Raw genomic sequence first — 17,851 nt, 5'->3', positions numbered from 1 at the left:
GCAGCATTTCGGAGTGCCGAAGCGGATGTCGGGCGGGCTCGGGCATCCGCTCGGCGACGTTCAGGTGACGAGCCCGTACCAGCCGTCGCCGGAGGCGTATTCGAAGATGAGGTTGGTCTCGGTGTGCGCGACGGCGGGATGCCCGGTGAGGTGGGTGACGACGAACTCGCGGAGCTCCTCGGAGTCGCGGGCGGCGACGTGGAGCAGGTAGTCGTCGGCGCCGGCCATGTGGAAGAGGCCGAGGACGCCGGGCAGGTGCGGGGCGGCGGCGCGGAATGCGTCGATCTCGCTGCGGTCGTGTTTGACGAGGCGCACGGCGATGAGCGCCTGGATGGTGACGCCGAGGGCCGGCAGGTCGACCTCGACGTTGAAGCCCTTGATGAAGCCGCTGGCCTGCAGGCGGCGCAGCCGCAGCGAGACCGTAGATTCGGCGACGTTGACCTCTGCGGCCAGGGCCGCCCCCGAGGCCCGGGCGTTCACCGAGAGCGCTTTGAGCAGCGCCCGGTCGATCCGGTCGAGGTCGGACTTCTTCGGCATGACTGGGGCCTCCCCGGGGGTGGATGCAGGATATTCGACCATTCACGACGAATCCGTCGTTCGTACGACGCTACTTGAGCATATGCGGAGGATCTGCTTGCGTCGAGGGATGCAGACATCGTCGTCCCGTCTCGAGACCCGCGCCGTGCACGGCGGCACCGCAGGCCTGCGCGCATCCGGGTCCCATGTGCCGCCCATCGACCTGTCCACGACGTTCCCGCTGCCGGACGTCGAGAACGGCGGCCTCGCCTACGAGGAACTCGCCGGCGGGGCCGACCTCGGCGAGGACCGCTCGGCGGTCTACCAGCGACTCTGGCAGCCCGGCGCCGCCCGCTTCGAAGAGGCCCTCGCCGGGCTCGAAGGCACGAGCGGCGCCGTCTCCTTCGCCTCCGGGATGGCGGCCCTGACCGCCGTGCTCATCGCCGTCGTGCAGTCCGGGCGCCCGCACGTGGTCGCCGTGCGCCCGCTGTACGGCGGCACCGACCACGTACTCGACTCCGGGATGCTCGGCACCCGCGTCACCTGGGCCGAAGCCGATGCCGTCGGCGAGGCGATCCGCCCCGACACGGGCCTCGTCGTCGTCGAGACCCCGGCGAACCCGAGCCTCGAACTCCTCGATCTCCGCCAGCTCGCCCGGCAGGCCGGCGACGTGCCGGTCCTCGTCGACAACACCTTCGCGACGCCCGTGCTGCAACGCCCCGTCGAGCACGGCGCGACCCTCGTGCTGCATAGTGCCACGAAGTACCTCGGCGGGCACGGCGACGTGCTCGGCGGCGTCGTCGCCGCGGACGCGGACTGGGTCGGCCGCCTGCGGCGGGTGCGGGCGCTGACGGGTGCCGTGCTGCATCCGCTCGGCTCGTATCTGCTGCACCGGGGCCTACGCACCCTGCCGATCCGGGTCCGGGCGCAGCAGGAGACCGCCGGCGTCATCGCCGCCGGCCTCGAGGGCCGCCCCGAGATCGCACGCGTCCGCTACCCCGGGCTCCCCGGGCAGGACCCGGCCGGCCTCATTCCCCGCCAGCTCGCCGGCCCCGGATCGATCGTCTCGCTCGAACTGGCCGGCGGCGAAGCCGCCGCGATCCGCTTCATCGAGTCGTGCCGGCTCATCACCCACGCCGTCTCGCTCGGCGGCGTCGACACGCTCGTGCAGCATCCGACCTCCCTCACGCACCGCCCGGTCGCCGGCGACGCGAAACCCGATGCCGGGCTCGTGCGCCTCTCGATCGGGCTCGAGCACGTCGACGACCTGCTCGACGATCTGTTCGGCGCGCTGGATGCCGCCGGCTCGGAGCGGCCCGTCGCGCTCAGCCGGGCTCGCTGAGTCGCTCCCGCGGAGGATTGCGGATCCCGATCCCCGAGACGATGCCCCCGATCGTGAGGAGCACCGCCGTCGCGACGGCCGTGCGCTGGTACCCGCCGACGTCGAGGCCCGTGCCGGCGACGAGGCCGATGCCGGCGATCGCCAGGAGCCCCGCGATCCGCGAGATCGCGTTGTTCACCGCTGAGCCGATGCCCGCACGTGCCGGGTCGACGGCGCCGAGGATCGCCGCGGTCAGCGGTGCGACCGTCACCGACATCCCGAGCCCGAAGAGCACGATGCCCGGGAGGAACTGCACCCAGTAGTCGACGGGTTCGTGCACCTGCAGCGTCCACAGGAACCCGGCGGCGAACAGCAACGGCCCGGCGAACATGAACAGGCGCGGACCGATGCGCCCGGCCCAGGAGCCGAACACCGAACCGAGGAGCACCATCAGCACCGTCGGCGGCAGCGTCGCAAGCCCCGCAGCAGTCGCCGAGAACCCGGCGACCTCCTGCAGGAAGATCGTGATCGCGAACGGCCCGAGCGAGAAACCCGCGTACACGAAGAAGGTCGACAGGTTTCCGACGACGAAGTTGCGGGCACGGAAGAGCGAGAGCGGCAGCATCGGCGCCGGGCTGCGCGCCTCCCACCATAGGAACGCGGCGAGACCGGCGACGCCGACCACGAGCGGCACCCAGACACCCGGTGAAGCCCAGCCCCAGCGGCCTTGCTCGATGAGGGCGAACACGGTGCCGCCGAGCCCGACCACCCCGAGCACGGCGCCCACCCAGTCGATGCGAGCGCGCGCTTCGGGCCGTGCCTCGGCATCCAGGCCCCGGACGAGCCAGAACGCCGCGGCGATCGGCAGCACGTTGATCCAGAACACGAGCCGCCACGACACGAGGTCGACGAGGACGCCGCCGAGCAGCGGCCCGATGAGGAACGCGGCCGTCGTCCACGCCGTCCACCGCCCGATCGCCCGAGACTGCTCGGCCTGCGGGAACGTCGAGATGATGAGCGCCAGCGAACTCGGCACGAGCAGTGCCCCGCCGATGCCCTGCACGCCGCGGGCGAGGACGAACAGCACCCCGTCGGGGGCGAGCGCTGCCGCCACGGAGGCGATGCCGAACACGGCGAGACCGGCGACGATGATGCGCACACGTCCGAACGAGTCGGAGAGGCTGCCGGCCAGCAGGATCAGCGAGCCGAGCGTCAGCAGATAGGCGTCGACCGCCCACTGCTGCAGGGTGAGGCCGCCGCCGAGCTCGCGTTCGATCGCGGGGAGTGCGACGTTGATGACGGCGCCGTCGAGGAACGCGATGAACGAGACGACGATCGCGACGACGAGCACACGCGTGCGCTGGCGCATATCCGCCATGCTACGCGGGGTGGATGCCGCGGGGTGGATGCCACAGCGTCGCTGCGGCCCGCCGGGCGCCCCACGGCATCCGCTCACCGGACGTCAGTGCTGCGCGAGCCGTTTCCGCAGCAGCTCGATGCGCGACTGCAGCTGCGTGACCGTCGCCTGCCCCACCGCCGGCCCGCCGCACGCGCGGCGCAGTTCGGCGTGCACGAGCGAGTGCGGTTCGCCCGACATGCGCGCCCAGAGGCCGACGAGGCTGTTCAGCAGCGTGCGCTGCTCCTTCAGCGTGCGGTAGAGGGCGACGGGCTCCTCGGGCGGATGCTCGACATCGTGCTTGCGGCGCTCGCCGGCCCGGCGCGCCTGTCTGGCCTGCCGGTGCCTGAGGAGCTCGGAGACCTGTTCGGGCTCCAGCAGCCCGGGGATGCCGATGAAGTCGAGCTCCTCGTCGCTGCCGGGCTCGGCGAGGGTGCCGAACTCGGTGCCGTCGTAGAGCACTCGGTCGAATGAGGCGTCGGAGCCGATCGCCTCCCAGGTGCCGAGTCCCTCCTCGGAGGCGCGTTCTTCGCGGTTGGCCGCCGCGAGCGCCTCGTCGTCGAGAAGCCCGTCGCCGTCGTCGTCGTCGCCCCCGCGCCGGTCGAGGGCATGGTCTCGTTCGAGTTCGAGCTGGGCGGCGAGGTTCATCAGCACCGGCACGTTCGGCAGGAACACCGAGGCCGTCTCGCCACGGCGCCGTGCACGCACGAAGCGCCCGACTGCCTGGGCGAAGAACAGCGGGGTCGACGCGCTCGTCGCATACACCCCGACCGCGAGGCGCGGCACGTCCACACCCTCGGAAACCATCCGCACCGCGACCATCCACCGCCTGGTGTTCTCGGAGAACTCCTCGATGCGGGCGCTGGCCTCCTTCTCGTCCGAGAGGACGACGGTGACCGGCTCGCGGCAGATCGACTCGAGGATCCTCGCGTACTCGCGCGCGACGGTCTGGTCGGTGGCGATGACGAGGCCGCCGGCGTCGGGGATCGACTGGCGCACCTCGCCGAGACGCCGGTCGGCGGCGCGCAGCACCGCCGGGATCCATTCGCCGCTCGGTTCGAGGGCCGTGCGCCAGGCCGAGGACGTGATGTCCTTCGTGTTGTCCTCGCCGAGCTTGGCCTCCATCTCGTCGCCGGCCTTCGTGCGCCAGCGCATGTGGCCGGCGTAGACCATGAACAGCACGGGCCGCACGACTCCGTCGGCCAGGGCCCGGCCGTAGCCGTAGTCGTAGTCGGTCTTGGAGACGCGGATGCCCTGCGCATCGGGCTCGTAGTGCACGAACGGGATGGGCGCCGTGTCGCTGCGGAACGGGGTGCCGGTCAGCGAGAGGCGTTTGGCCGCGTGCTCGAATGCCTCGCGGATCGCATCGCCCCACGAGAGCGTGTCGCCGCCGTGGTGCACCTCGTCGAGGATGACGAGGCTTCGGCCCGAGAGGGTGAGCTCGCGGTGCAGCGCGGGGCGCATCGCGACCTGCGCGTAAGTGACGGCGACGCCGTGGTAGTGGCGGGCGGTGCGGCCGTGCGCGTTGCGGAACCCCGGGTCGAGGCGGATGCCGGCGCGCGCCGCGGCATCCGCCCACTGCCGTTTCAGGTGGTCGGTCGGGGCGACGACGGTGATGCGGTCGATCTCGTGGCGAGCTCGGAGCTCGGCGGCCAGGCGCAGCGCGAAGGTCGTCTTGCCGGCGCCCGGGGTCGCCGCGGCGAGGAAGTCTCGCGGCATGGTGCGCAGGTACAGTTCGAGGGCTTCGGCCTGCCACGCTCGCAGCTTGCCGGCGGTGCCCCAGGCGGCACGCTCGGGGAAGGACGGCGAGAGGTGTTCGGCCGCTGACGTGCCCGGCAGGCTTCCGGGTGGGATCGCGGTACTCACTCTGCAGCACTGTACCCGCTCCCTCCGACACGGTCGGGCAGGTCGTGCGGGCGACCCCGACCACCCCCGTCACGGGGGCAGAATGGGGGGATGTCCACCGAGCATGCCCATCCCTGGTCCCGCTACGTCGCACTCGGCGACTCGTTCACGGAGGGCATCGGCGACCCCGAGCCCGGCGTGCCCGGCGGCCACCGCGGCTGGGCCGACCGTGCGGCCGAGGTGCTCGCCCGAGGCGATCACGATTTCGCGTACGCGAACCTCGCCGTCCGCGGCAAGCTCATCCAGCAGATCATCGACGAGCAGATCGAACCGGCGCTCGAGCTCCGCCCCGACCTCATCACGATCTCGGCCGGCGGCAACGACGTCATCCGGCCCGGCACCGACCCCGACGAGATCGGCGCGCGCTTCGAGTACATGATCGAGCGGCTCTCGCGCGACCGGGCGACGATCGTCGTGTTCACCGGAGTGGATGTCGGCTTCTCGCCCGTGTTCCGCGGCATCCGCGGCAAGGTCGCGATCTACAACGAGAACGTGCGGCGGGTCGCGCAGAAGCACGACTGCATCGTGGCCGACCAGTGGGCCCTCACCGAGATCCAGGACCAGCGCATGTGGGCCCCCGACCGTCTGCACCTGAACCCGCTCGGCCACCACACCGTTGCCCGCATGGTGCTCGCCGCCCTGAACGTCGACAACGATCTGCAACCGCTGCGGCCCGAACCGCTGCCGCACACCAGCTGGCGGCAGGCCCGCGCCGAAGACCTTTCCTGGGCGCGCGAATACCTCGTGCCGTGGGTGCTGCGGCGCATCCGCCACCAGTCCTCCGGCGACCATGTGACGCCCAAGCGCCCCGAGGCCGGGCCGTTCGAGGACGCTACTCCCCCAGCGCCCCGGGATTCGTGAGGCGCCACCAGAAGCCGGGGTCGTCGATCGTCGCATCGATCGTGATCGGCACCTCGACGCGCTGATCGCCGGCGGTCACCGTCGCCGTGCCGGCCGGCTCGCCGCGGGCGGCGAGCCCGAGCGGATCCGCCTCGACGGCGACCTCGACGGGCGTGTCGCCCCAGACGAGCATCGTGGCCGTCTTCGAGGCTCGCGCGCGGGCGGTGTCGCCCCACGGCGTGTCGTACTCGGCGAGCACATCGCCGGCGGTGACGGCGGTGACCTCGTGGAAGCCGGGGGCGACGCTGTCGAGGAGGGCCGCGACGGCATCCCGGAGCACCTCGTGGTCGGCGGCGCCGAGGAGCACGCCGACGAGCGTGATGGTCCGCGAGCCCACCTCGAGGTCGGCCGAGAACAGCAGGTTCGCCGCGAAGTCGGTCGTACCCGTCTTGATACCGTCGACGCCGTGCCTGCCGAGGAGCTTGTTCGAGTTCTCGAGGGTGCCGAGCTCGGGGACGTCGACGCGCTGCGTGGCGACGATCTTCGCCAGCACCGGGTTGTCGAGGGCGAGCTCGCCGAGCCTGACCAGCTCGGTCGCCGTGCTCGTGTTTCCGGCGTCCAGACCGCTCGAGTCGGTGATCGTCGTGTGTTCGAAGCCCTGCTCGGCCAGCCACGCCCGCGCCCGCTCGAGGAAGGCGCCGGGCGAACCGAAGGCCCAGTTCGTGATGGAGATCGCGTAGTTGTTGCCGGATGGCAGCAGCATCGCTTCGAGGCTTTCGACGAGGCTCAGGCTCGAACCGGCTGCGACCGGGGCGACTGAGCCGTTCTGCGCGATCATGTCCCAGTAGATGTCGACGTCTGCGTCCGTGTACTGGATCGACGGACCGGCCTCGCCCTCGGCGACGGGCTCGGCCTCCAGCACGACGAGCGCGGTGATGACCTTCGTGATCGAGGCGGTCTCCAACGGGGCGGGCGCCTCCTTGACGAGCAATGGCTCGTCGAAGCCGACGGCACCGACCGCGTACGCGCCGAAGCCGGGTTCGGCCAGGGCTGCCGGTTCGCCGACGTGCGCTGCGGGCGCCTGGAGGACGGCGGCGTAGTCGGGCACTTCGGCGCCGAGCGCGTTGCCCGTGTACACCCCGGCGGTCGTGGCCAGTGCGACGACGGCGGCCGCCGCGGTGCCGACGACGATGCGGCGCCGGCGGTAGATCGCATCGCGGTCCTGTCTCGGATCGGTCATGGTTCCTCCCCCGTCAGAGCGTAGAGGACGACGGCCGCCGCGGCCGCGACGTTCAGCGAGTCGACGCCGTGTCGCATGGGGATCGTGACGACGCGATCGGCGGATGCCAGGGCGCGCCGGCTCAGCCCGTCGCCCTCGGTGCCGAAGACGACCGCGAGACGCTCGGGGGCGTTCGCCGCCAGTTCGCGCAGGCTCACCGCGTCGTCGGCGAGGGCGAGGGCGGCGATCTCGAAGCCGGCGCCGTGCAGGATGCCGCCGAGCTCTCCCCATTCCGGGGCCCGGGTCCAGGGCACCTGGAAGACGGTGCCCATGCTGACGCGGATGCTGCGCCGGTAGAGCGGATCGGCGCAGCGGGGCGTGACGAGCACCGCATCGGCGCCGAGTGCTGCGACGCTGCGGAAGATCGCGCCGACGTTGGTGTGGTCGACGATGTCTTCGAGCACGACGACGCGGCGGGCGTCGGCGAGGAGCTCGGCCGGCTCCGGCAGCACCGGCCGGTGCATCGCCGCGAGTGCGCCGCGGTGCACCCGGTAGCCGGTGATCGCTTCGAGCTCGGCGGGGTCGGCGAGGTGCACGACGACGTCGTGGGCTTCGAGGTCCTCGGCCAGGCCCGGCAGCCACTTCTCCTCCATGAGGAGCGAGCGCGGTTCGTGGCCGGCGGCGAGGGCGCGCCGGATGACCTTGGCCGACTCGGCGATGTACAGGCCGCGCTCGGGCTCGAGCGTCTGACGGAGCGCGACGTCGGTCAGCCGCGCGTAGTCGGCGACCTCCTCGCCCGCCGTGTCGCGGACTCGTTCGATGCGCATCCGTGCTCCCTTCCCTCCAAGTGTGGCCCGCTCGGAAACAAACCGGAAAACGAGCGCGTTTACACTCGGGAGCAGTGAGGGGATCCGCCATGAACATCCTGACCCAGACCGCCGGCATCGACGAGGCGCGCGCGCTCATGACGGGCGCGCGCACCGCGGTGCTGACCGGCGCGGGCGTCTCGACCGACTCGGGCATCCCCGATTACCGCGGCGAGGGTGCCCCGGTGCGCACGCCGATGACCTTCCAGACCTTCCGCTCCTCGGATGCCGCGAGGCGCCGCTACTGGGCCGGCAGCCACCTCGGCTGGCGGAGCTTCGGCAGCGCCCGCCCGAACGCGGGGCACGAGGCCCTCGCGCGCCTCGAGTCGGCCGGCGCCGTCACCGGCGTCGTCACGCAGAACGTCGACGGCCTGCACCGACGCGCCGGCAGCCGGCACGTCGTCGAACTGCACGGCAGCATGGACCGGGTCGTATGCCTCGCCTGCGGGCAGTCCTTCGCCAGGCAGTCGGTCGCGACCCGCCTCGAAGACCTGAACCCCTGGTTCGACCTGGACCAGGAGGTGCGGCAGCGCCCCGACGGCGACGTCGAGGTCGACCGCATCGACGAGATGATCGTGCCCGACTGCACCGTGTGCGGCGGCATGCTGAAGCCCGATGTGGTCTTCTTCGGCGAGTTCGTGCCCGTCGAGGTCTTCCGCACGGCGGCCTCGCTCGTCTCCGCGAGCGATGTGCTGCTCGTGGCCGGCTCCTCGCTCGTCGTGAACTCCGGCATCCGCCTGCTCGAGCAGGCCAGGCGCCGGCGGATGCCGATCGTCATCGTGAACCGCGGCGAGACCCGCGGCGACGCGCGCGCGAGCGTGAAGATCGACGCGGGCACGACCGAGACGCTCCTGGCCCTCGCCGACGCGCTCGCCGGGTGAGCTCTCCGCCTCGGTCCGCCGGCACAGTCCGTTCGCTCAGTCCGTTCGCTTCGCCGGCCGGCGCTTCGGCAGCGGCATCCCGGGCGGCATCGTCATCGTGCGGCCGATGACCTCGAGCAGCCGGTCGGCCGAGGCCGCCCAGGTGAAGCGTTCGGATTCGGCCAGGCCCGCCTCGCTCGCCGCCTCCCACTGCCCCGGTTCCTCGAGTTCGCGGATTCGGGCGACGAGCGCCTCGGGCGAGTCGGCGTCGAAGTAGCGGGCGGCCTCGCCGCCGATCTCTCGGAAGATCGGGGTGTCGCTGACGACGACGGGGGTGCCCAGGCGCATCGCTTCGACGAGCGGGATGCCGAAGCCCTCGGCCTTGGAGGCATGCACGAGCGCGGTCGCGTTCGCGAGCATCGACCCGTAGTCGGCGTCGCTCACCCCGTTGTGGAACACCACGTACCCCTGCGGGCCGAGCGCGTGCAGGCGTCGACGGTCGGCGTCGCCGACCTTGCCGAGCAGGTGCAGCTCGTAGTCGGGCATGAGCGCTGCGGCGCGCACGAGGGTCTCGACGTTCTTGTACGGCATGTACGAGCCCATGTAGACGAGGCGTTTGCGGGTCGGCCGGGTGCGCGGCAGGGTGACGGGCGCCAGGGCATCCGCCGCGTTCGGCACGACCGAGACCTCTCGGCGCGTCAACTCGTGCTCGCTGATGAGCCCTGCGGTCGTCTCCGAGACCGTGACGACGGCGTCGGCCCGGTTCAGCAGCAGCCGCTGCGGCCACCATGCGAGGTGGTATAGGCGCCACAGCAGGCGGATCGGCGCCGGCAGGTCGCGCGGCGGCGTGCGGTGCTCGTAGTAGATGAGGTCGTGCAGGGTGAGGATGAGCCGGTACGTGCGACCCCAGGATCCCATCGTCTGCATGGGCGAGAACACGACATCGGGCTTCAGCCGGCGCACGCGGAAGCCGACGAACGGTTCGAGGATGCTCGTGGGGGCGCCGACCAGCTGCCACGGCAGCTGCGGCAGCAGTTCGAGCTGGCGGTGGTCGCTGATCAGCATGGTGACCGGGTGCCGTTCGGCCAGGGCCTCGACGATGCCCGCCGTGAAGCGGCTGATGCCGTCGTGCCGGCCGATCCGGGTGTAGCGGCAGTCGACGACGATCTTCACGCGGGATCTTCCTCCAGGAACGTGCGGACGGCGCGGGCCGCCCGCTCGGGGGCTTCGTAGTGGATCAGGTGGCCGACCTCGGGCACGACCTCGAGGCGGGCGTCGGCGAAGCGGCGCTGCAGGGCGTGCTGGGCGGCGATGGGGGTGATGTCGTCGCGTGCGGCGGCGACGAGCAGCACGGGCGTGCGGATGTCGGCGGCGTACTCGCGCACATCGTGCGAGACCGAGGCGCGGAAGGCCTGCAGCACGACGTCGCGGTCGCGGAAGGCGGAGAAGTACCGGTCGTGCTGGTCGTGGATCCAGCGCCGCAGCGCGGGGTCGCGGGTCTTGGCCATCACCATGCTCATGATGCGCACGACGATGCGATTGCGCAGCAGCCCGAACCCGGCCCGCTCCGGAAGCGCGGCCCCGGCCCGGTAATAGAGCACCGCGAGCCGCGTCATGATGCCGCGCGGACCCTCCAACGCGGGGGCGCCGATCGGGTTGACGAGCACGACGCGCGAAACCGGCATGCCGGCCGAGACGGCGGCCGAGACGATGATCGAGCCGAAGGAGTGGCCGAGGACGACGGGCGGTTCGGCCAGGCCGAGGCCGGCGACGAACGCCGCGAGCCACGCGGAGTAGCCGGTGATGCCGTGGCCGCCCTCCGGCAGCGGGCCGGAACGGCCGAAGCCCGGCAGGTCCGGCATCAGCACGCGCACGCCCGGCAGGCCGGCCACGATCGGCTCGAGGCCGTGGTGGTCGCCGCGGAAGCCGTGCACGAAGACCATCGTCGTCGGCGCATCCGAATCGCCGTACTCCCACCACCAGGTGTCGGAACCGAGCACGTCCGCCGAATGGGAGCGCACGGGGATGCGACCGAGGGCGTCGGCGTAGGGGGAGGCGATCATCGGCTCCAGTGTACGGGCAGCAGCCTGACCGGCCCCTGCGCCCGCCCGACGATTCGCCGGGGCGATGCCGGCCGCCGCGCCGCCTCCGTGGAACGACCGTGTCGCCGGGCCCCGGTACAGTCGCCGGCATGGATCTCATCGTCACCGCCCCCTGGGCCGCGAGTCTCGCCGTCTTCGATCTCGAGACCACCGGCATCGACCACGAGACCAGCCGTATCGTCACCGCCCACGTGGGCGTGCTCGATGCCGCCGGCCGCGTCGCGCATCAGCACGGCTGGCTGATCGACCCGGGCGTGGAGATCCCGCCGGGAGCAACCGCCGTGCACGGCATCACGACCGAGCGCGCGCGGGCCGAAGGCATGCCGCCGCCGGCCGCCGTCGCCGAGATCCTCGGTGTGCTCGGGCAGGCGCGGGCCGACGGGGCGGCGATCACGGCCTACAACGCCGCCTACGACCTCACGATCCTCGACCGGGAGGCCGCTCGCTACGGCCTTGCGGGCCTCGGCGACCCGGCTCCGGTCGTCGACCCCTACATCATCGACAAGGCCGTCGACCGTTATCGTCGCGGCAAGCGCACCCTCGCGGCGACGTCGGCCCACTACGGGGTCGAACTCGAGACGGCCCACGACGCCGGGGCGGATGCCCTGGCCGCCGGTCTCGTGGCGCAGGCGATCGCGCGCGCCTTCCCCGAGCTCGCCGAGCTGGACGCTGCCGCCATGCACGCCCGGCAGATCGCGTGGAGCCGCGAGCAGGCCGAGAGCTACCAGGCGTGGCGGCGGGCGAACGGCAGCCCGGACTTCACGGCCTCGGGCGTCTGGCCGGTTCGCTGAGCCGGTGCAGGGCTCGCCCGCGCGCCGGTCCGCATGCACGACGAAGGCGGGCGCCCCTCGGGACGCCCGCCTGCCGGAACGGCTTACTTGCCGAAGGCCTTGAAGCGCTGGTTGAACTTCTCGACTCGGCCGGCCGAGTCGAGGATGCGCTGCTTGCCCGTGTAGAACGGGTGCGAGGCCGAGGAGATCTCGACGTCGATGACGGGGTAGGTGGTGCCGTCGAGGTCGATCGTCTTCTCGCTCGTCGCGGTCGAGCGGGTGAGGAAGGTTTCGCCCGAGGCGAGGTCGCGGAAGACGACGGGAGCGTATGCGGGGTGGATGTCGGTCTTCATGAAGACTTCCTTGCTGGTTCGTGGCTGGATGGGGATCGCCGGGCCGGATCGGAATCGCTGCTCGGCGCACGCATGTCGGCACCGCAGCCGGAAGGCCGGGGGCCAGCTGTCGAGTCTAGCAGATCAGCGGCCGGATGCTCAGGCGGAGGCGGCGCGAGCGGCATACCGCCCGTCGGCCTCGGTGAGCTCGATCGGAATGCCGAACGCGTCGCTCAGGGTATCTGAGGTCAGGGCCTCCGCGAAGGGGCCTTCGGCGACGATCCGGCCCTCGCGGAGCAGGAGGGCGTGCGTGAAGCCCCTCGGGATCTCTTCGACATGGTGGGTGACCATGACGATCGCCGGCGACGACGGGGAGGACGCGTAGCCGCCGAGCAGGCCGACGAGTTCTTCGCGGGCGCCGAGGTCGAGGCTCGCGGCCGGCTCGTCGAGCAGCAGCAGCTCCGGGTCGGTCATGACGGCGCGTGCGATCTGCACGCGCTTCTGCTCGCCGTCGGAGAGGTTGCCGAATCGGCGGTCGGCGAGGGCTTCGAGCCCCCACTCCTCGAGCACGCGCTTGGCGCGGCGGTCGTCGATGCCCTCGTACTCCTCGTTCCAGCGGCCGGTCACCGAGTACGCGGCGGTCAGCACCGCGTCCTTCACGGTCTCGTTCGCGGGAATGCGGCGGGCCATCGCGGTCGAGGCGAAGCCGATCATGGGGCGCAGTTCGAACACGTCGACCTTGCCGAGGCGCTCCTGCAGCACCTCCACCGTGCCCTTCGTGGGGTGCATGGCGGCCGCGGCGAGCTGGAGCATCGTCGTCTTGCCGGCTCCGTTGGGGCCGAGGATCGCCCAGCGCTCATCGGATGCGACGGTCCAGCTCACCGAGTCGAGGATCGTGTTGCCGTCGCGCACCACTGAGACGTCATCGAACTGCAGAACCGTGCTCGCCATGCCCACCATGCTAGCCGTCTCGGAGAGGGCGCTCAGACACGCTCCGGCCACTCGCTACCCTGGGTGGATGCCCGGTCCCCTCCTCGTCTTCGACGCCGACTCCACGCTCATCGACCAGGAGGCCATCGAGCTCCTCGCCGAGCGGGCCGGAAGCCTCGAACGCGTCGCCGAGGTCACCGGACGCGCCATGCGCGGCGAGCTCGATTTCGCCGCGAGCCTGCGCGAACGCGTCGCGACCCTCGCCGGCCTGCCCGTCGAGGTCTTCGCCGAGGTTCGCGAGCGGATGACGCCGACCCGCGGCGCGCGCGAGCTCATCGCGGCCGTGCGATCGCGGGGCGGCCGCACCGGGGTCGTCTCCGGAGGCTTCCACGAACTCCTGGACCCCCTGGCCGCCGAACTCGGGCTCGACCATGTGCGCGCGAACCGGCTCGAAGTCGCAGACGGGCGCCTCACCGGCCTGGTCGACGGGCCGATCATCGACGCCGCGGCCAAGCGCGAGGCGCTGGCCGAATGGGCGGCGGCCTCCGGCATCCACCCGCGGAACACGATCGCCGTCGGCGACGGCGCCAATGACCTGCTCATGCTCGAGGCGGCCGGCCTCGGCGTCGCCTTCTGCGCGAAGCCCGTCGTGCGCGAACGCGCCGACCTCGCGATCGTCGACCGCGACCTGTCGAACGCGATCGCCCTGCTCGGTTGAGCCTCAGTTCGGTCGAGCCTCAGTGCCCCATGCCGAGCCCGCCGTCGACGGGGATGACGGCGCCCGAGATGTAGCCGGCGTCGTCGCCGGCGACCCAGGCGACCACGCGTGCGACCTCGGAGGGCTCGGCGAAACGGCCGGCCGGGATCGAGCGCAGGTATTCGGCCTGCTGCGCCTCGGGCAGGGCGTCGGTCATATCGGTGCGGATGAAGCCGGGGGCGACGACGTTCGCCGTGATGCCGCGGGCACCGAGCTCGCGGGTGATCGAACGCGCCATGCCGACGAGCCCGGCCTTCGAGGCGGCGTAGTTGACCTGCCCGGGCGAGCCGTAGAGGCCCACGACGCTCGAGATGAACACGATCCGGCCGAACCTCGCCTTCAGCATGCCCTTCGAGGCGCGCTTGGCGACGCGGAAGGCACCGGCGAGGTTCGTGTCGACGACGCTCGTGAAGTCCTCGTCGCTCATCCGCATGAGCAGGGTGTCTTTCGTGACGCCCGCGTTCGCGACGACGACCTCGACCGGCCCGAGCGCGGCCTCGACCTCGGCGAAGGCCCGGTCGACCGATCCGGCGTCCGTCACGTCGGCCCGCACCGTGAGCGCGCCGTCGGGCCCCTCGCCCGAGCGCGCCGTGACGGCCACCCGGTGTCCGGCACGGAGGAACTCCTCCGCGATGGCGCGTCCGATCCCCCGGTTTCCGCCGGTGACCAGAACAGTGCGTGCCTCGGGCATTCGATCGTCCTCTCGCGGGTCGCGTCGGCCTGCCCCGGCGGGCGGCCCGTCCCAGCATACGGGGGCCGCGGATGGGGCCCGAGCCCGCTCGGGCGACGTAGGCTTAAGGGAAGAGGAGCGCCGCGAACGGCGGCGACGGAATGAACGCACACCAGTCGATCACGGCCCTGCCGCCCTCCCCCGAGGACGAGCGGCGCAGCCGCATGATCAAGTACACCGTCATGATGTCGGTGCGCGTCGCCTGCATCTTCGCGATGATGTTCGTGCAGGGCTGGTGGATCCTGCTGTTCGCCCTCGGCGCCGTGTTCCTGCCCTACTTCGCCGTCGTCGTCGCCAACGTCACGGGCGGCAAGCAAAGCGCGGTGCTGCGGCCGGGCAACGTGCTGCACGTTCCGCGCGACGGGGCGACCGGGAACGACGGAGCCTCCGGGAATGACGGGGCATCCGGGCGAGACGGTGCATCCACCGGCGAGGACGGACGTTGATGCTCGGACTCGGCAGCGGCCCGGCCGCCGACGCATGCTCCCGCGCCGGATGCGGCGAACCCGCCGCCTGGCGCATCGACTGGCGCAACCCCAAGATCCACGAGGAGACGCGTGTGAAGACCTGGCTCGCCTGCGACGAGCACCTCGGCTTCCTCCGCGAGTTCCTCGCCGCCCGCGACTTCCCGCTCGAGGTGCGCGCCTTCGGCGACGGGGCGGCATCGTGAACCCGGGGTGGCGCTTCCTCGTGAGCGGCCGCTGGGCCGGCTATCTCGCGCTCGTCATCGTCTTCGCGATCGTGTGTTCGGGGCTCGGCACCTGGCAGCTGAATCGTCGTGCCGAAGCCCTCACCGAGGTCGCCCGCATCGATGCGAACTACGATGCCGACCCCGTCCCGGTCGCCGAAGCGCTCCCCGACCCCGACGGCTTCGACGCCGACGACAAGTGGCTGCCCGTCGAGCTCACCGGCCGGTACCTCACGGACGAGGAGGTCCTCGTGCGCAACCGCCCCTACGGCGGCTCGGTCGGCTATGAGATCCTCACCCCGTTCCGCACCGACGACGGTCTCGTCTTCGCCGTGGATCGCGGATGGGTCCCGCCGGCCTCCGACGGCGGCATCGGCGAGGTGCCGGCCGCCCCCGACGGCCATGTGACGGTCGCCGCGCGGCTGAAGGCCGGCGAAGGCACCATCGACGGGCGCACCTCGACCGCCGAGGTGCTCGCGACCATCAACCTCGACGAACTCGCCGAGCGCGTCGGCGAACCGACGTACACCGGCGCATACGGACTCCTCGTCTCCCAGGCGGACGGCGAACTCCCCTACCCGTCCGCACGGCCCGAACGCGACGAAGGCCCGCACCTCTCCTATGCGCTGCAGTGGTACGTGTTCGCGCTGCTCGCCTTCATCGGCCTCGTCTGGGCCGCCAGGCAGGAGAAGCGCGGCATCGAAGAGGCGGCCGAAGGCCGACAGGGCGCGGCGGATGCCGGTGCCGGCCCCGATGGGCGCGACCCGGCATCCGCACCCGCCGCCTTCGACGCGGAGACGCGCTACGCCCGCCGCCCGAAGGCCTCCAAGCGGGCCCGCACGAAACCGAACGACGCCGACGTCGAGGACGAGATCCTGGATCGGCGCTAAGCCAGCTCGATGAGCTCCTGGTACTCGCGGCTCCAGTGGTCCTCGACGCCGTCGGGCATGATGAGGACCCGCTCCGGGTTCAGCGCCTCGACCGCGCCCGGATCGTGCGAGACGAGCACGACGGAACCCTCGTAGTGCGCGAGCGCGTCGAGGATCTCGGCGCGGCTGGCCGGGTCGAGGTTGTTCGTCGGCTCGTCCAGCAGCAGCACGTTCGCCCCGCTGACGACGATCATCGCAAGCGCCAGGCGCGTCTTCTCGCCGCCGGAGAGCACCCCGGCCGGCTTGTGCACGTCGTCGCCGGTGAAGAGGAAGGAGCCGAGGACCTTGCGGGCCTCGGTCTCGGTGAGATTCGGCGAAGCGCTCACCATGTTGTCCAGCACCGAACGGGCCACGTCGATCGTCTCGTGCTCCTGGGCGTAGTAGCCGATGCGGAGGCCGTGGCCGGCCTCGACGGAGCCGGTGTCGGGGGCATCCACTCCCGCGAGGATCCGCAGCAGCGTCGTCTTGCCGGCGCCGTTCAGGCCGATGATGACGACCTTCGAGCCGCGGTCGATCGCGAGGTCGACGGCCGTGAAGATCTCCAGCGAACCGTACGACTTCGACAGACCGCTCGCGGTGATCGGGGTGCGTCCGCACGGTGCGGGCGTCGGGAAGCGGAGCTTGGCGACCCGATCGACGGCCCGCACCTCCTCCAGGCCCGACAGCAGCTTCTCGGCGCGTGCGACCATCTGGTGGGCTGCGGCGGCCTTCGTGGCCTTCGCGCCGAACTTCGCGGCCTGGGTGCGCAGGGCGTCGGCCTTCTTCTCGGCGTTGACGCGTTCCTTCTTGCGGCGTTCCTCGTCGGCGGCGCGCTGGCGCTGGTAATGCTTCCAGCCCATGTTGTAGATGTCGATGAGCGAACGGTTCGCGTCGAGGTAGAAGACGCGGTTGACGACCTCGCCGACGAGTTCCTCGTCGTGCGTGATGACGATGACGCCGCCCTGGTACGCCTTCAGGAATTCGCGGAGCCACACGACCGAGTCGGCATCGAGGTGGTTCGTGGGCTCGTCGAGGATCATCGTGTCGGCGTCCGAGAACAGGATGCGCGCGAGCTCGATGCGGCGTCGCTGCCCGCCCGAGAGCGTCTTCAGCGGCTGGTCGAGGATGCGGTCGGGCAGGTTCAGGTTCGAGGCGATGGATGCCGCCTCGGCCTCGGCCGCATAGCCGCCGAGGGCCTGGAAACGGTCGGTGAGCGTTCCGTAGCGTTTCATGGCCTTCTCGGCAACGGCCGGATCGTCGCTGGCCATGAGCTCGGAGGCCTCGCGCATGCCGAGGGCGATGGATCCGAGTCCGCGGGCGTCGAGGATGCGCGTGCGCGCGAGCATCTCGGGGTCGCCGGAGCGCGGATCCTGCGGCAGGTAGCCGATCTCGCCGGAGCGGTCGATGCGGCCGTCGGTCGGCAGGGTCTCGCCGGCGAGGGTCTTCGTGAGGGTCGTCTTGCCGGCGCCGTTGCGGCCGACGAGGCCGATCTTGTCGCCGGGCGCGACCCGGAACGAGACGTGCTCCATGAGCAGGCGCGCACCGACGCGGATCTCGAGGTCGTGGACGGCGAGCACGGGGCATCATCCTTCGCAGGTCGGAAGTCGGGGGTCGGCGCCGAACGGCACAGCTTTCCACTCTAACGCCCGCTTCGTGCATGCTCGCCGCGCGGGGTCGTGTCGGGCGGGCCGCGCCGGGCGGGCCCCGTGTC

Annotated in this window: 19 protein-coding genes; 8 read left to right on the top strand and 11 right to left on the bottom strand. The window is 71.6% G+C overall.

The window, feature by feature from the left end; translation table 11 throughout:
- Positions 1-60: 60 nt before the first annotated feature.
- The gene (locus tag G127AT_RS00235; protein WP_210898664.1) at positions 61-537 is read right to left on the bottom strand and encodes an Lrp/AsnC family transcriptional regulator; all 477 of its coding nucleotides are present in this window, start codon (positions 535-537) and stop codon (positions 61-63) included.
- 109 nt (positions 538-646) lie between these two features.
- Between G127AT_RS00235 and G127AT_RS00230 the strand changes: the two genes are divergently transcribed.
- Complete coding sequence (locus G127AT_RS00230; protein ID WP_210898662.1) at positions 647-1,858, top strand: trans-sulfuration enzyme family protein; 1,212 nt, start codon at positions 647-649, stop codon at positions 1,856-1,858.
- Here G127AT_RS00230 and G127AT_RS00225 read toward each other — a convergent pair.
- Positions 1,842-3,206 (bottom strand): MFS transporter, encoded by a 1,365-nt coding sequence (locus G127AT_RS00225; protein ID WP_342344046.1) that lies wholly within the window; start codon positions 3,204-3,206, stop codon positions 1,842-1,844. The genes G127AT_RS00230 and G127AT_RS00225 overlap by 17 nt on opposite strands.
- Before the next feature lie 93 nt (positions 3,207-3,299).
- Positions 3,300-5,099, bottom strand: coding sequence for a DEAD/DEAH box helicase (locus tag G127AT_RS00220; protein WP_210898658.1), 1,800 nt, complete (start codon positions 5,097-5,099; stop codon positions 3,300-3,302).
- A 90-nt stretch (positions 5,100-5,189) separates the two neighbouring features.
- On the opposite strand from G127AT_RS00220, the gene G127AT_RS00215 reads away from it, so the two are divergent.
- The gene (locus G127AT_RS00215; RefSeq protein WP_210898656.1) at positions 5,190-5,999 is read left to right on the top strand and encodes an SGNH/GDSL hydrolase family protein; all 810 of its coding nucleotides are present in this window, start codon (positions 5,190-5,192) and stop codon (positions 5,997-5,999) included.
- Here the strand turns inward: G127AT_RS00215 and G127AT_RS00210 are convergent.
- Both G127AT_RS00210 and G127AT_RS00205 read right to left on the bottom strand, forming a co-directional pair.
- The gene (locus G127AT_RS00210; RefSeq protein WP_210898654.1) at positions 5,971-7,218 is read right to left on the bottom strand and encodes a D-alanyl-D-alanine carboxypeptidase family protein; all 1,248 of its coding nucleotides are present in this window, start codon (positions 7,216-7,218) and stop codon (positions 5,971-5,973) included. The genes G127AT_RS00215 and G127AT_RS00210 overlap by 29 nt on opposite strands.
- A complete protein-coding gene (locus G127AT_RS00205) occupies positions 7,215-8,024 on the bottom strand; it encodes a TrmH family RNA methyltransferase (protein ID WP_210898652.1) in 810 nt (269 codons plus the stop codon). Before G127AT_RS00205 ends, G127AT_RS00210 begins: the two co-directional genes overlap by 4 nt.
- An 89-nt stretch (positions 8,025-8,113) precedes the next feature.
- Here G127AT_RS00205 and G127AT_RS00200 point away from each other — a divergent pair, with 89 nt between their 5' ends.
- Positions 8,114-8,944 carry a Sir2 family NAD-dependent protein deacetylase gene (locus G127AT_RS00200; RefSeq protein WP_210898650.1) on the top strand — a complete coding sequence of 277 codons (831 nt, stop codon included), beginning with the start codon at positions 8,114-8,116 and terminating at the stop codon, positions 8,942-8,944.
- A 36-nt stretch (positions 8,945-8,980) separates the two neighbouring features.
- Here G127AT_RS00200 and G127AT_RS00195 read toward each other — a convergent pair whose 3' ends face one another.
- Positions 8,981-10,096, bottom strand: coding sequence for a glycosyltransferase family 4 protein (locus tag G127AT_RS00195; RefSeq protein WP_210898648.1), 1,116 nt, complete (start codon positions 10,094-10,096; stop codon positions 8,981-8,983).
- Positions 10,093-10,986, bottom strand: coding sequence for an alpha/beta fold hydrolase (locus G127AT_RS00190; protein ID WP_210898646.1), 894 nt, complete (start codon positions 10,984-10,986; stop codon positions 10,093-10,095). Before G127AT_RS00190 ends, G127AT_RS00195 begins: the two co-directional genes overlap by 4 nt.
- A gap of 128 nt (positions 10,987-11,114) precedes the next feature.
- Between G127AT_RS00190 and G127AT_RS00185 the strand changes: the two genes are divergently transcribed.
- Positions 11,115-11,816 (top strand): exonuclease domain-containing protein, encoded by a 702-nt coding sequence (locus G127AT_RS00185; protein WP_210898644.1) that lies wholly within the window; start codon positions 11,115-11,117, stop codon positions 11,814-11,816.
- Between the two features lie 83 nt (positions 11,817-11,899).
- Here the strand turns inward: G127AT_RS00185 and G127AT_RS00180 are convergent, their stop codons facing one another.
- Together G127AT_RS00180 and G127AT_RS00175 are read right to left on the bottom strand one after the other, a co-directional pair.
- Positions 11,900-12,148 carry a type B 50S ribosomal protein L31 gene (locus G127AT_RS00180; RefSeq protein ID WP_210898642.1) on the bottom strand — a complete coding sequence of 83 codons (249 nt, stop codon included), beginning with the start codon at positions 12,146-12,148 and terminating at the stop codon, positions 11,900-11,902.
- A 138-nt stretch (positions 12,149-12,286) separates the two neighbouring features.
- A complete protein-coding gene (locus tag G127AT_RS00175) occupies positions 12,287-13,078 on the bottom strand; it encodes an ABC transporter ATP-binding protein (RefSeq protein ID WP_210898640.1) in 792 nt (263 codons plus the stop codon).
- Between the two features lie 67 nt (positions 13,079-13,145).
- Between G127AT_RS00175 and serB the strand changes: the two genes are divergently transcribed.
- The gene (gene serB, locus G127AT_RS00170; RefSeq protein WP_210898638.1) at positions 13,146-13,775 is read left to right on the top strand and encodes a phosphoserine phosphatase SerB; all 630 of its coding nucleotides are present in this window, start codon (positions 13,146-13,148) and stop codon (positions 13,773-13,775) included.
- A 19-nt stretch (positions 13,776-13,794) separates the two neighbouring features.
- On the opposite strand, the gene G127AT_RS00165 is transcribed toward serB, so the two are convergent.
- Complete coding sequence (locus G127AT_RS00165) at positions 13,795-14,505, bottom strand: beta-ketoacyl-ACP reductase (RefSeq protein ID WP_210898636.1); 711 nt, start codon at positions 14,503-14,505, stop codon at positions 13,795-13,797.
- Between the two features lie 140 nt (positions 14,506-14,645).
- On the opposite strand from G127AT_RS00165, the gene G127AT_RS00160 reads away from it, so the two are divergent.
- From G127AT_RS00160 to G127AT_RS00150, 3 genes are read left to right on the top strand one after another with little or no spacing between them, the layout of a single operon-like run.
- The gene (locus G127AT_RS00160; protein WP_210898634.1) at positions 14,646-14,990 is read left to right on the top strand and encodes a DUF3099 domain-containing protein; all 345 of its coding nucleotides are present in this window, start codon (positions 14,646-14,648) and stop codon (positions 14,988-14,990) included.
- Entirely contained in the window at positions 14,990-15,214 is a 225-nt protein-coding gene (locus tag G127AT_RS00155) for a hypothetical protein (RefSeq protein WP_210898632.1), read from the top strand. Before G127AT_RS00160 ends, G127AT_RS00155 begins: the two co-directional genes overlap by 1 nt.
- Positions 15,211-16,122 (top strand): SURF1 family cytochrome oxidase biogenesis protein, encoded by a 912-nt coding sequence (locus tag G127AT_RS00150; protein WP_210898613.1) that lies wholly within the window; start codon positions 15,211-15,213, stop codon positions 16,120-16,122. The genes G127AT_RS00155 and G127AT_RS00150 overlap by 4 nt, the downstream gene beginning before the upstream one ends.
- On the opposite strand, the gene G127AT_RS00145 is transcribed toward G127AT_RS00150, so the two are convergent.
- A complete protein-coding gene (locus G127AT_RS00145) occupies positions 16,119-17,717 on the bottom strand; it encodes an ABC-F family ATP-binding cassette domain-containing protein (protein ID WP_210898611.1) in 1,599 nt (532 codons plus the stop codon). The two genes, G127AT_RS00150 and G127AT_RS00145, sit on opposite strands and share 4 nt — an antisense overlap.
- Between the last annotated feature and the right edge of the window lie 134 nt (positions 17,718-17,851).

Origin of the sequence: Agromyces archimandritae (assembly GCF_018024495.1) — a bacterium.
GTDB lineage: Bacteria > Actinomycetota > Actinomycetes > Actinomycetales > Microbacteriaceae > Agromyces > Agromyces archimandritae.
Note: the sequence above shows the minus strand (reverse complement) of the source record. Positions and strands in the feature narration are given on the sequence as shown.

Bases quoted from the DNA above. Each gene is read 5' to 3' on its own strand.
- G127AT_RS00190 (WP_210898646.1), bottom strand. From the start codon at position 10,986: ATGATCGCCTCCCCCTACGCCGACGCCCTCGGTCGCATCCCCGTGCGC.
- G127AT_RS00155 (WP_210898632.1), top strand. From the start codon at position 14,990: ATGCTCGGACTCGGCAGCGGCCCGGCCGCCGACGCATGCTCCCGCGCC.
- G127AT_RS00225 (WP_342344046.1), bottom strand. From the start codon at position 3,206: ATGCGCCAGCGCACGCGTGTGCTCGTCGTCGCGATCGTCGTCTCGTTC.
- G127AT_RS00235 (WP_210898664.1), bottom strand. From the start codon at position 537: ATGCCGAAGAAGTCCGACCTCGACCGGATCGACCGGGCGCTGCTCAAA.
- G127AT_RS00210 (WP_210898654.1), bottom strand. From the start codon at position 7,218: ATGACCGATCCGAGACAGGACCGCGATGCGATCTACCGCCGGCGCCGC.
- G127AT_RS00175 (WP_210898640.1), bottom strand. From the start codon at position 13,078: ATGGCGAGCACGGTTCTGCAGTTCGATGACGTCTCAGTGGTGCGCGAC.
- G127AT_RS00165 (WP_210898636.1), bottom strand. From the start codon at position 14,505: ATGCCCGAGGCACGCACTGTTCTGGTCACCGGCGGAAACCGGGGGATC.
- G127AT_RS00160 (WP_210898634.1), top strand. From the start codon at position 14,646: ATGAACGCACACCAGTCGATCACGGCCCTGCCGCCCTCCCCCGAGGAC.
- G127AT_RS00185 (WP_210898644.1), top strand. From the start codon at position 11,115: ATGGATCTCATCGTCACCGCCCCCTGGGCCGCGAGTCTCGCCGTCTTC.
- G127AT_RS00200 (WP_210898650.1), top strand. From the start codon at position 8,114: ATGAACATCCTGACCCAGACCGCCGGCATCGACGAGGCGCGCGCGCTC.
- G127AT_RS00205 (WP_210898652.1), bottom strand. From the start codon at position 8,024: ATGCGCATCGAACGAGTCCGCGACACGGCGGGCGAGGAGGTCGCCGAC.
- G127AT_RS00230 (WP_210898662.1), top strand. From the start codon at position 647: ATGCAGACATCGTCGTCCCGTCTCGAGACCCGCGCCGTGCACGGCGGC.
- serB (WP_210898638.1), top strand. From the start codon at position 13,146: ATGCCCGGTCCCCTCCTCGTCTTCGACGCCGACTCCACGCTCATCGAC.
- G127AT_RS00215 (WP_210898656.1), top strand. From the start codon at position 5,190: ATGTCCACCGAGCATGCCCATCCCTGGTCCCGCTACGTCGCACTCGGC.
- G127AT_RS00180 (WP_210898642.1), bottom strand. From the start codon at position 12,148: ATGAAGACCGACATCCACCCCGCATACGCTCCCGTCGTCTTCCGCGAC.